General features: G+C 69.6%; 9 protein-coding genes and 2 pseudogenes. 5 read left to right on the top strand and 6 right to left on the bottom strand.

Annotation, left to right across the window (positions count from 1 at the left end; all coding sequences use genetic code 11):
* A partial coding sequence (locus QHF85_RS48570; protein ID WP_281334372.1) for an OmpA family protein occupies window positions 1–2,016 on the bottom strand: 2,016 nt, incomplete at its 3' end.
* Between the two features lie 422 nt (window positions 2,017–2,438).
* On the opposite strand from QHF85_RS48570, the gene QHF85_RS48565 reads away from it, so the two are divergent.
* Complete coding sequence (locus QHF85_RS48565) at window positions 2,439–2,735, top strand: hypothetical protein (RefSeq protein ID WP_281334371.1); 297 nt, start codon at window positions 2,439–2,441, stop codon at window positions 2,733–2,735.
* 73 nt (window positions 2,736–2,808) lie between these two features.
* Complete coding sequence (ileS, locus tag QHF85_RS48560; protein ID WP_281334370.1) at window positions 2,809–6,564, top strand: isoleucine--tRNA ligase; 3,756 nt, start codon at window positions 2,809–2,811, stop codon at window positions 6,562–6,564.
* 81 nt (window positions 6,565–6,645) lie between these two features.
* Here the strand turns inward: ileS and QHF85_RS48555 are convergent, their stop codons facing one another.
* The 3 genes from QHF85_RS48555 to QHF85_RS48545 all read right to left on the bottom strand — a co-directional run bounded on the left by QHF85_RS48555 (window position 6,646) and on the right by QHF85_RS48545 (window position 8,470).
* Complete coding sequence (locus tag QHF85_RS48555) at window positions 6,646–6,846, bottom strand: hypothetical protein (RefSeq protein WP_281334369.1); 201 nt, start codon at window positions 6,844–6,846, stop codon at window positions 6,646–6,648.
* Between the two features lie 149 nt (window positions 6,847–6,995).
* A complete protein-coding gene (locus QHF85_RS48550) occupies window positions 6,996–7,718 on the bottom strand; it encodes a nucleotidyltransferase family protein (RefSeq protein ID WP_281334368.1) in 723 nt (240 codons plus the stop codon).
* Between the two features lie 29 nt (window positions 7,719–7,747).
* Entirely contained in the window at window positions 7,748–8,470 is a 723-nt protein-coding gene (locus QHF85_RS48545) for a tetratricopeptide repeat protein (RefSeq protein WP_281334367.1), read from the bottom strand.
* Window positions 8,471–8,590: 120 nt separating this feature from the next.
* Between QHF85_RS48545 and QHF85_RS48540 the strand changes: the two genes are divergently transcribed.
* Window positions 8,591–9,016, top strand: coding sequence for a tellurite resistance TerB family protein (locus QHF85_RS48540; protein ID WP_281334366.1), 426 nt, complete (start codon window positions 8,591–8,593; stop codon window positions 9,014–9,016).
* A gap of 74 nt (window positions 9,017–9,090) precedes the next feature.
* On the top strand, window positions 9,091–9,951 hold the full coding sequence (locus QHF85_RS48535) for a serine/threonine-protein kinase (RefSeq protein ID WP_281334365.1): 861 nt from the start codon (window positions 9,091–9,093) through the stop codon (window positions 9,949–9,951).
* 82 nt (window positions 9,952–10,033) lie between these two features.
* On the opposite strand, the pseudogene QHF85_RS49875 reads toward QHF85_RS48535, so the two are convergent.
* Window positions 10,034–10,345: pseudogene (locus QHF85_RS49875) on the bottom strand (FKBP-type peptidyl-prolyl cis-trans isomerase); the annotation flags it as partial.
* A 286-nt stretch (window positions 10,346–10,631) separates the two neighbouring features.
* Between QHF85_RS49875 and QHF85_RS48525 the strand changes: the two are divergent.
* Complete coding sequence (locus QHF85_RS48525) at window positions 10,632–11,333, top strand: hypothetical protein (protein ID WP_281334363.1); 702 nt, start codon at window positions 10,632–10,634, stop codon at window positions 11,331–11,333.
* A gap of 4 nt (window positions 11,334–11,337) precedes the next feature.
* Here the strand turns inward: QHF85_RS48525 and QHF85_RS48520 are convergent.
* Window positions 11,338–12,139: pseudogene (locus tag QHF85_RS48520) on the bottom strand (hypothetical protein); the annotation flags it as partial.

The following is a 12,139-nucleotide window of genomic DNA, read 5'->3' as shown; positions in this document are numbered from 1 at the left end:
CGCGGGAGCAGCGCCCTTCGGCGCGGCAGGCGCGGGAGCGGCGCCCTTCGGCGCGGCAGGCGCGGGAGCGGCGCCCTTCGGCGCAGCGCCCTTCGGCGCGGCGGGCGGCGGCGCGGCCGGCGCGACGTTCTCGAACTTCTTGATCGAGCCGTCCTTCATCTTCTTCTCGAGGATGACGAACTGCACGCGGCGGTTCGCCTGGCGGCCCTCCTCCGTCGCGTTGTCGCCCACGGGCCGATCCGGGCCGTAGCCCATCGTCGAGAGGCGATCCGCGCTCACGCCGCGCTTGGCGAGCGCGGCCTTCACCGCGTCGGCGCGCGCCTGCGAGAGCTTCGTGTTGAGCTGCTTCGAGCCGCGGCTGTCGGTGTGGCCCTGGACCTCGACCTTGATGAGCTCCGGGTGCTCGTTGAGCACGGCCGCGACCTCGTCGAGCAGCGTGTCGCTGACCTTGCGGATCGACGCCTTGGCCGTGTCGAACTGCACCTGCTGCAGGATGATGACCTCGGTCTCGGTGACGCGGACCGCCTTCGGGCAGCCGTTCTGCTTCGGATCCGGATCGGGCTTGCCCTTCTCGTTCGGGCAGGCGTCCTTGTCGTCGCGGATCGTGTCGCCGTCGGTGTCGCCGGGGCAGCCGTTCGTCGCCGGATCGTTCGTCTTGATGCCGGGGATGTCCGGGCACGCGTCCTGCGCGTCGTAGACGCCGTCGTTGTCCTTGTCGGGCGGGCAGCCGTTCTTCTTCGCATCCGGATCGGCCACGCCGGGCACGTCGACGCAGGCGTCGTCCTTGTCGAGGATGCCGTCCTTGTCCTTGTCGGGCGGGCAGCCGTTCTTCGCGGGATCCGGATCGGACACGCCCTTCACGTCCGGGCAGGCGTCCTTGTCGTCGTAGATGCCGTCGTCGTCGCTGTCCGGCGGGCAGCCGTTCTTCTTCGGATCGGCGTTCGCCACGCCCTTGAGATCCGGGCAGGAGTCCTGCACGTCGAGGATGCCGTCGTCGTCGCGATCCGACGGGCAGCCGTTCTTCTTCGGGTCGGAGTGCTTGACGCCCTTCACGTCGACGCAGGCGTCCTCCTTGTCGACGATGCCGTCCTGGTCCGTGTCCTTCGCCGTCCACTTCGGCGTGTACGCGAGCGAGCCGACGACGCGGAAGTCCGGCGTACCGATGCCGGAGGCGAGGCCGGGGCCGGCGGCGATGCCCGCCTCGAAGTTGTCCGCGAAGCGGTACTTCGCGCCGACGAGCGCCTCGGCGTTGAGGCTCTGCCGCGTCGTCTCACGCATCGAGGCGACGACGTTGAACTCCGGGCCGATCTGGAAATTTCGCTCCTCACCGAGCAGGAAGCCGATGCCGCCGCCCGCCACGAACGTCGTGCCGAGCAGGACGTTGTCGAAGTAGTTCTGATCGGGCCGGATCTCCGGGCCGACCGCGGCCGAGTACACGAACCGGTCGTGCTTGCCGCCGACGATCACCTGCGGGAGGCCGCGCACCTTGCCGTCCGTCACGAATGCGCCCGTACCCGTGGGCACCCAGACGTAGCCGCCGATCGCGAGCTGGAAGAGGCTGTCGTAGTCACCGACCACGCGCAGGCGGAGTCCGAGGCGCAGATCGCCGAAATCGGCGCCGCTCGGCGAGGAGATGCCGAGCGTGTTGTCGGGGTTCTGGCCGTTCTGGTAGAGGGCGACGGGCACGTCGACGTTGAAGAGCAGCCGCTCGAAGAGCGCAAACGACCCGTTGAGGTGCAAATAGAGCTGGTTGCTCACGACCGAGCCGAGCGACTCGTCGTCGCTCCGGCGGCGCAGCACGAGGGGGTTGTGCGCGTAGTCGACGATGAGCGCGGCGTGCGGCGTGAGGTCGCCGTTCACGAAGGGCGACTGGACGCCGAAGAGCCGATCACCGGCCGGGGCGGGGTTGAACCGGTTGATGGCGAGATCGTCCGCACTTGCCGGCGCGGCGATGCCCGCGATCGACCCTAGCGCCGCCGCGCAGAGCAGCCACCTATATCCCTTGGAAGTTCGCATCGCGTGATTGACCTCTCGAATTTTCGTGTCGGAGTCCGCCAAAGGAAGGCTCGACGGAAGACGTCGCCCTGGAGTGACCCGAACATGTCCGCCGCATCGCTCGCATGTCTTCGGCGACAGCGGACGCTGGAGCTACCTATACACGGACTGTGCCCGCGACGGACCACAAACGATCAGCCGAAATCACGTTCTCGGCCCGTTTCCAGTGAGGCTCGTCGGCAGCAACTCCCGGCATCAACTGAGGTCTCTGGTCCTCGGATCCGGCCACGACACACCCCCGCCGCGGCATGCACCGTTACGCAACGATCCGAAACCAATCGTTTTTTCAATAGGTGCCCCTGGTGTTTGGCCCGACCACCCCTCGGTCGTCCGCGCCACACCCGCGTCACGGGATCGTTGACAGCGGAATCGGCCCGGCGACGATGCTGTCCGTGCTCCTCCCACTCTTCCGCGCGCCGGCCGCGGCCCTGATCCTCGGCGCCCTCGCCACCGCCCCCTTTCAATGCGCGCGGGATCCCGATCCCGAGAAGGCCATGGAGGAGCCCCCCGAGGACGCGCTTTATCAGCTCGCCGAGCAGTTTCGCGAGCGGGGCGACAAGGAGGCGCGCATCACCACGTTGCGCTTCCTCGCCATGCGTTACCCCTCGAGCCGCCACGCCGAACGCGCCCGGCAGGAGCTCGCCGAGCTCGGCTCCCCCGTCCCCGCCGCTTCCCCCTGAACAGGCCTGGAAACACGGGAAACGGGCGTGCTCGACGCCCTCCCCGGGCGAAACGTGCTAAGCGCTGCCGACCATGTCAGGCCGCGACTCTTCCCGGAAAAACCTTTTCAAGACGGTAAGGCCCGAGCTCGATTTCCCGCGGGACGAGGCCGAGATCCTCGCGTTCTGGAAGAGGGAGGGCATCTTCCAGAAGACGCTCTCGGCCGATACGCGCGCCACGGGTCCTTCGAAGGGCACGTTCGTCTTCTACGAAGGTCCCCCCACGGCGAACGGCATGCCGCACAACGGCCACGTCCTCACGCGCGCCGTGAAGGACGTGTTCCCTCGCTACAAGACGATGCGCGGCTACGACGTGCCCCGCAAAGCTGGCTGGGACACGCACGGCTTGCCGGTCGAGGTCGAGGTCGAGAAAGAGCTCCGCATCCACGGCAAGGCGGACATCGAGAAGTACGGCGTCGAGCCCTTCGTGGCGCGCTGCATCGAGAGCGTCTTCCGCTACACGGACGCGTGGGAGAAGCTGACGGACAAGATCGGCTTCTGGGTCGACCTGCCCGACGCGTACGTCACGTACCATCGGAGCTACGTCGAGAGCGTCTGGTGGGCGCTCACGAAGCTCTACGAGAAGGGCCTGCTCTACCAGGGCCACAAGGTCGTCTGGTGGTGGGCGCAGGGCGGGACGGCGCTCTCCAGCGCCGAGGTCGGTCAGGGCTACAAGACGGTCGACGATCCGAGCGTCTTTGTGGCCTTCGATCTCGTCGACGAGCCGGGCACGGCGCTCTGCGTCTGGACGACGACCCCGTGGACGCTCCCCTCGAACATGTACGCCGCCGTGCGCGCGGAGTTCGATTACGTGGTCGTCGACGCGGGCGATCGGAGGCTCATCGTGGCCGCGGGCTTGCGCGAGGCGCTCGCGAAGAAGCTCGGCAAGGATCTGCCGGTTCTTTCGACCACCAAGGGATCGGCGCTCGTCGGCAAGAAGTACGTGCCGCCGTTTGGTCTCTACGCGGCCGAAGCGTCGGCGTACGAGGCCGTGCACGCCGTCGTCGCGGCGGACTTCGTCACGCTCGACGCCGGCACGGGCATCGTCCACGTCGCGCCCGCGTTCGGCGAGGACGACTACGGCGCGCACCGGCAGCTCCTCGCGGCGGGCAAGGCGCCGAAGGATCCGTTCTGCGCCGTGAAGCCCGACGGCACGTTCGTCGACGAGATGGGCAAGTACGCGGGCCGCTGGGTGAAGGACGCCGACAAGGATCTGCAGAAGGATCTCGCGCAGGCGGGCAAGCTCGTGCACGCGGAGCAGTATCGCCACGAGTACCCGTTCTGCTGGCGCGCGGACGACGACCCGCTCATCCAGTACGCCCGCCCGGCCTGGTACATCCGCACGACCGCGCTGATCCACAAGGCGATCGAGAACAACCAGACGGTCAACTGGCTGCCCGAGCACATCAAGACGGGCCGGTTCGGCGACTTCCTGGCGAACAACGTCGACTGGGCGCTCTCGCGCGAGCGCTACTGGGGCACGCCGCTGCCGATCTGGGTGAACGACCAGACGGGCGCGATGGAGGCGATCGACTCGGTGAAGACGCTGCGCGAGCGGCCCGGGAACAACGTCGCCGAGGTCGAGCGCGAGCTTTCGAGCGCGCACCCGAAGACGGCCGAGCACCTGCTCGTGCACAAGCCCTGGATCGACAAGATCACCTACCAGAAGCCCGGCGAGCCCGGCACCTACCGGCGCGTCTCCGAGGTCATCGACTGCTGGTTCGACTCGGGCGCGATGCCCTTCGCGCAGTGGGGATTTCCGCACGCGGAAGGGTCGAAGGAGAAGTTCGACCGCGCCTTCCCGGCCGACTTCATCAGCGAGGCGATCGACCAGACCCGCGGCTGGTTCTACTCGCTGCTCATGATCTCGACCCTCGTCTTCGACGAGGAGACGCAGAAGTCGCTCGGCCTCTCGCGCGTGCGGAGCTTTCCGCACCCGTACCAGACCTGCGTGGTGCTCGGGCATGTCGGCGATCGCGAGGGCAAGAAGGAGAGCAAGTCGAAGGGCAACTACACGCCGCCCGAGGTCATCCTCGACCGCGTCCGCATGGAGTTCGCCGTCTGCTCGGACGTGCAGGATCCGCTGAAGGATCAGCGCGACGTGCAGAAGGGCGTCGCTCGGATCGCGCGCGAGGACTACGAGGGCCTGGATCTCCAGGGCGACAGCGCCAAGGTAAAACTCTACCGCGCCGATCGGCCGAGCGAGGCGCTCGAGATGACGCTCCGGCCGACGTCGGGCATGGGCAAGTTCCCGCGCCGCGTCATCGTGATGCACACGTCGGACATCGAGGCCCTCGGGCTCGCGCCCGCGCCCGAGCCGCTCCGCGTCATGCCGAACGACGTGCCGCGCCTCGCCCAGACGAACCGCGTCTTCGTCGAGGACCCTTCCACGCCCGCGCCCGGCGCCGACGCGTTCCGCTGGTTCTTTTACGCGTCCTCGCCTCCGTGGACGAACACGCGCCACTCGCTCACGAACGTGCGCTCCGTGCAGAAGGAGTACGCGATCAAGATCCGGAACGTGTGGTCGTTCTTCGCGATCTACGCGAACATCGACGACTTCGATCCGGCCCGTGGAAACCCCGACGCGCGCGGCGTCTCGCCCGCGGATCTCGCGAAGAGCGAGGGATACCGGCCGGCGCGTGAGCGCAGCTTGCTCGATCGGTGGCTGCTCTCCGAGCTCGCCCTCACGACGCGGGAGGTCACGCAGCACCTCGACAACTACCGCCTGTACGAGGCGGCGCAGCGGCTCGTCGACTTCGTGGACGCGCTCTCGAACTGGTACGTCCGGCGCAGCCGCGCGCGCTTCTGGTCGCCCGCGGAGGACGTCTCGGCCGAGGCCCTCACCGACAAGCGCGACGCGTACTTCACGCTGTACGAGGCGCTCGTCTCGATCGCGCACCTCACCGCGCCGTTCACGCCCTTCCTCGCCGACGAGCTCTACCAGACGCTCGTCCGCGGCCCCTGGCCCACGTCGCAACCGGAGAGCGTGCACCTCACGCGTTACCCCGAGCCCGACCTCGCCGCGATCGACGATGGCCTCGCCGCCGAGATGCGCGCCGTGCGCGAGCTCGTGAGCCTCGGCCTCCAGGTCCGCACCCTGAACAAGCTGAAGGTCCGCCAGCCCCTCGCGCGCGCCGACGTCATCGTCTCGAACCAGGCCATGCGCCGTGCGCTCGCGCAGCACGAGGCCCTCATCGCCGAGGAGCTCAACGTCAAGGAAGTGCGCTTCCTCGAGCCGGGGCAGGAGGGCGATGCCGTTCGGTACGTGCTCAAACCGAACTTCCGCGCCCTCGGGCCGAAGCTCGGCAAGAAGGTGCAGCTCGCCAAGCAGGTCCTCGCCAAGGCGAACGCCGCCGAGCTCCGCACCGAGCTCGTCACGCGCGGCGCGATCGAGATCGAGCTCGACGGCGACAAGGTCTCGCTCGGGCCCGAGGAGATCGAGGTCGTCGTCGAGGCGGGCAAGGACTTCGCCGCGGCCGGCGGAAAGGCGGGCGTGGTCGTGCTCCACACGGCGCTCACGGACGCGCTGCGCGACGAGGGCCTCTCCCGCGAGATCCTCTCGCGCGTGCAGGGCCTGCGCAAGGACCTCTCCCTCGGCTTCACCGACCGCATCGCGCTCGCCGTCGAGGGCAGCGAGCGCGCCCTGCGCGTCACGCGCGCGGCGAAGGACGAGATCGCCCGCGAGGCGCTCGTCCGCTCGTTCGAGATCGGCGGCTCCACGGTCAGCGGCGAGCGTCGCGAGCTCAACGTCGACGGTGAGCCCCTCGTCCTGACGATCGCGCGCGCCTAAAAATCCCCGAAAAAAAGCCCCACGAAGCGCGCCGCCGTGGCTCGCCTCGTGGGGCGTGGGGAGGTTCCCGACAAACTCGAATCAGCGGTTCTGGCTTCCGCGGCCGCCCTGCTGCTGCTGCTGGCCTCCGCCGGACGACCCTCCGCCCTGCTCGCCCTCGGCTTGCTTGCCCTCCTCGACGAGCTCGCGCACGCGCTGGCCGCCCATCCGACCGGCCTCTTCCACGGTCAGCGAGCCTTTCTCCTCGCTGCTTTGATTCCCCTGGTTTTTTTGCTGTGCCATGACGGACACTCCTCCCAGCGGGCGAGCCCCGGAGGAGAACCCCGCCGGCCGCGTCGCCGCTTCCACCCTCCACGTGGGGCCAGGCAGGTCCTCGTCGAGGGGGTCGCCGAAGATTGGTTTGTCCGCGAACGTAAGGCCGCGTCGGCCCGTCACGCCTTCGTTTCAGGCAAATAACGCGAGCGGTTTCGCTCGAACTCGTCCTGCGCCTCGGCGAAGTCGTCGCTGCGCCCGATGTCGAGCCAGTGCCCGCGGAACGGGTGCGTCTGGATGGGCACCCGCGCCGCGAGCAGCGCGTGCATGAGCTGATCGAAGCCAAAAGGCACGCCCTCCGGCACGAACCGGAGGAGCGTCTCGCGGCTCATCGCGTAGATGCCCATGCTCACCCAGAACGAGTAGGTCGGTTTTTCGCGGAACCCCGTGACGGACCCTTCGGAGTCGAGCTCGAGCACGCCGAGATCGATCTTCGTGGCGCGTTCGAACACGCAGACCGTGAGCGCCGCGTTCGCCTCGGCGCTCTTCTGCGCGAGCTCGGCGAAATCGAGGTCGCAGAGGATGTCGCCGTTCATCACGAGGAACCGCTCCGGCAGCTCGTGGGCGATCGCGCGGAGCGGCCCGATCGTGCCGAGTGGCTGCTCCTCGCGCCGGTACGAGAGCGCGACGCCGTAGCGCGCACCGTCGCCGAGCACGGCCTCGATCAGGCCGGCCTGATGGCCCGTGCAGAGCGTGACGTCCTTCACGCCGTAAAACGCGAGCTGGCGGAGGAGGATCTCCACGATGGTCTGCTCGCCGATCGGCATGAGCGGCTTCGGGATGAGCGCCGTGTACGGCTTGAGGCGGCTGCCCTTTCCCCCGGCGAGAACGATGGCCTTCATCGCCGGCGAACCTACCACGCGAGGGCGGTTCACTGACGCGGAGGCGCGACCTCTCCCTTGGGATCGGCCGTGAGGCACCCCTCGTCGAGGCCGAGCTGGCAGGCCTTCGTGAAGAGCGCGGTCGCGCGGGCCGGGTCCTTGCGCACGCCGTGGCCGTGGTGGTAGAGCCGGCCGAGCTCGAGGCAGGCCTCGGCGTTGCCGCGCTCGCAGACGCGGGTGAAGAGCGTCGCCGCGAAGACCGGATCGACGCCGACGACGCGCCCCTCGAGGTAGGCCTTGCCCGCGGCGAGGCAGCCGCGGTTCGCGCCCGCGTCGCAGGCCTTGCGGTAGAGCGTGACCTCCTCGGTCGGGTCGTCCTTCAGCGTGCCGTCGTGGTAGAGGTCGCCGAGCTTCATGCAGCCGCGCGCGCTGCCGCTCGTGCAGGCGCCGCGGAAGAGGTCGACGGCCCGCGCCGGATCCGCGCGCACGACGCCGCCCCGCTGGTACATCGCGCCGAGCGTGACGCAGTCCTCGACGACCGCGTCATTGCAGCCGTTCGTGCAGCCCACGAGATCGTCCTCGGCGCACGGGAGGCGCAGCTTGGGCGGCTCGGGCGCGGGCGCGACGGGCGCCGCGGCCGGCTGCATGTCACCCGTGTCGTTTGCCGCGAGATCCTCGCTCGGCGGGGCCTTCGGCGCGGGCGCGGGGCCGCAGGCGGCGAGCGCGAGCGTCCCGAGCGTCAAGAAGGCGGCGCCGTGGCGCAGTGGGCGCATCCAGGAAGGATGACACACGGCTTGCGGAGGGCGGCGTTTTTCCTCGTTGGGGACGTCCTGGGCGCTCGCGGGCCATTTCAGCGTCTTTTGGCCTCGGCGCGGACGGTGTAGGAAGGGGGCATGGCGCCCATCTCCTTGCGATCCTCGCACACGCTCGACGAACCGAAGCTCGAGGCCCTCGTGGAGCTCATGTACCTGGCCGCGTACGCGGACGGCGATTTCGGCGCGGAGGAGAAGCGCCATTTCGCGCGCAGCGTGCAGTCGCTGACGGACCGCAAGGTGACGCCGGAGCAACTGGAGCTGCTCATCACGCGGCTCGACGCGGCGCGCAGGGCCTCGGGCACGGCGGCGCTGGTCGCGGGCGCGCGGCAGACGCTCGGCAGCCCCGCGGCTTGCCGTGTGGCCTTGAGCCTGGCGATCGGCGTGATCAGGGCCGACGGCACGATCTCGAGCGCCGAGCGCGCCATGGTCCACGAGATCGGCGCGGCGCTCGGGCTCGACCGTGAGGGTGTCGAGGAGATGCTGCGCGAAGAGGAAGGCGGATGACGCTCTGCGCCGCCCGGGTCGCCCGTGGTGCGGAGGAGACCCAGGCGGCCTGATTCTTGTTAAATTGAAGTCGCGTGAACTGGTCGAATCAAACCGGCTCGCATCAGATCCCGTTTCCGGTCCCGGGGACGACGCTCACGTCCACGCGCGGCACGTACGTCGTCGGCGCGCTCATCGGGGACGGCCAGTACGGATCGGTCTACGAGTGCATCGGACCGTTCGATCAACGGTATGCACTCAAAATGCTGCGCCCGGCGAACAAGTCCTACCAGGCGGTGAAGGACGAGTGGGCGCAGGAGCTACGGCGCCTCGAGCAGTTTCGCCATCCGAACATCGTCTACATCCACGACGCGTTCGAGAACAACTACCTCTTCTACCTCGCGCTCGAGCGGTGCGACACGAGCCTGCGCGCGCTCCTCGGACGGCCGTTCTCGGACCTCTTGCTCGTCGAGCTTTGCCGCCAGCTCCTCATGACGCTGCAGTACCTGCACGACAGCGGCGTCGTGCACTCCGATCTCCACGCGGGCAACGTGCTCATCTCGCAGCTCGATCGATCCCCGATCGTGAAGCTGACCGACTTCGGCGTGTCCCATCAGCTCCAGGGCAGCACGCGCTGGTTTCGCCCGCAGGTCGCCAACCCGAAGATCCTGACGCCCGAGCTCGTCACCGCCGGATACACGACGACGCAGAGCGACCTCTACCAGTTCGGGTTGCTGATGTACCAGATGCACACGGGTCAGCCCGCGATCGACGTGGACGTCGCGTATCCGGAGATCACGCGGCAGATCTCCGAGGGCGCGCCGCGCAAGAAGGCCGAGGGCCTCGGCACGCCCGTCGGCAACGTGATCGCGAAGCTGCTCCGACGCCGCGACGCGTACCGCTACCAGTCGGCGCGCGAAGTCTGGGAAGACCTGCGCCAGGTTGCCTGGCGCTAGCGGTTCACTTCTTGGGCGCGTCCTTCTTGGGCGCGTCCTTCGCCTTCGTCTCCTTGCCGTCTGCGGGGCCGCGGCTGGGGGAGATGACCTCGACGAGCTCCACGTCGAAGACGAGCGTCGCCTTGCCGGGGATCTTGGGCGGGCTGCCGTCGTCGCCGTAGGCGAGCTTCGAGGGGATCGTGAGCTTGCGCTTGCCGCCGACCTTCATGCCGGCGACGCCCAGATCCCAGCCCTTGATGACCTCGCCTTTGCCGATCTGGAACTCGAGCGGATCCCTGCCGGTGGAGCTGTCGAACACGAAGTTCGTCTTGAGCAACCGGCCCGTGTAGTGGACCTTGACCTTGTCGCCTTCGGCGGCCTCGGGGCCCGTGCCGACCTGGATGTCTTCCTTGATGAGGTCCGCGGGCTCCGGCTTCTCCGGCTCGCGCGGCGCTGCGGCGCGAGGCTCCGCGGACGGCTCGGGGACCTTGTTCTCACAAGCCGCGGTGACGAAGCCGAGGGCGACGACCGCGAGCGAACCCCAACGACGGATGGGCATCATGCGCCCCTCCTATTCGACGAATGCCGCCCGATCAAGCGCTCCGCGACGAGAGCCCGCCGAGCGCGCTTGCGGTCGTGATACGTTCCGGCGAACGCAGCCGGCGCGCGGACGGCGCTCGGCGCGCTCGGCGATGGCAGCCATGACGATCGTGCTTCCGCAGAAGCCGTTCGGCTCGACGGGCTTGAAGGCCTCGCCGCTCGGGCTCGCAGGCTCGGGCGGCATCGACGCGGACGGCGTCGAGCGCGCCTTTCACGAGCTCGGGGTCAACTACTTCTTCACCTCGCCGCTGTGGCCGGCGCTCTCGGCAGGCGTGCTCAGGCTCGTGCGCGCGGGGCACCGCGATCGCATGGTGATCGCGTGCGGCGCCCACGTGCCGTTCGGCGCGATCGTGCCGCGGGAATGGGCGCTCGTGACGCGAGCGATGGGCGTTGGGCACGTGGACGTGTTCCACCTGCTCGGGGTGCGAGCGCGGCTCTGGACGGCCGGCGAGACGTGGCCCGCGATGCGGAGGCTGCGGGCCGAAGGCAAGGCGCGGGCGATCGGGATCGCATGCGACGACGGCGGGCTCGCGGCGTCCCTCTGCGACGAGCTCGCGCCGGACGTGCTGACGATCCGTTACGAGTCCTCACGGCGCGCGGTCGAGTCCGAGCTCTTCGCGACGCTCGCGGGCAAGCGGCCGGGGATCGTGGTGTCGCCGGCGCAGAGGGACGCGGATGGCGCGCACGTTCGGTTTGCGCTGAGCCATCCGGTCGTGGACGTGGCGCTCTGCGCGCCGCGCACGTTCGACGAGATCGCCGAGGCCGCGGCGGACGCGCTGCTCGGGCCGCTGCCCGGGCCGTAGGACCTCAAAACGGTTTGGGGATGCTCTTCTTCGTCGTGCTCGTGGGGCGCGTCGGAGGCGTGGTGCTGCCGGGCAGGTTGACCGTCGGGCGCGTCGGCGGGGACGTCGACGTGGTCGTCGTGGGAGGCTTGGGCGTCGTCCCGGTCGTGGTCGTGGTCGGGATCTGCGTCGGCGGCTTCGTCGTGCTCGTGGACGTCGCGGTCGCCGTGGGCTTCGGCGTCGTCGTCGTGTGCACCGGCTCGTTCGTCGCGACGGGCGCTTCGGCCGTGGGCTCTGCGGGCGGCGTGTCTCCCGTGGCAGGGGGATCGGAGGCGACGGACACGGCGCTCGGCGCGGTGACGGGCGCGAGCGGGGCGTCCTCGGCGGTGCTGCTGGAGCCGCCGCGCAGCAGGAAGTAGCCGCCGAACGCGAGGGCGCCGATGACGAACGTCGCGCCGAGCGCGATCACGGCGAGCGGCGGGCCGCTGTTGCCCGAGGAAACGGCTCGAACGGGCGGCGGGGGCATGCCGTACGCGGGCGGCCCTCCCATGCCCGGTCCGGGGGCGCCATAGGGGGCCGGTCCCGGGACGGGGGCGCCGTACGGGGCCGGCGCGCCATAGGGAGCCGGTCCGGGGGCTGGCGCGCCGTACGGGTTTGCCGCGGGTGGGGCGCCGTAGGGCGGAGCGCCCGGCTGGGTGCCCGATCCCGCGCCGTAGGGGGCGCCGGCGGGGGGCGCGGGGGCCGGCGCGGGGCCGGCGTCGACCATCGTCGCGGGCACGGGCGCGCCTGCGACGGGCGCGGGAGCCGGCATGCCGGGGGCCGGCGCG

The organism is Polyangium sp. 6x1 (assembly GCF_029946515.1).
In the GTDB taxonomy this organism is placed as follows: Bacteria; Myxococcota_A; Polyangia; order Polyangiales; family Polyangiaceae; genus Polyangium.
This window is presented reverse-complemented; position numbering and strand designations above follow the sequence as displayed.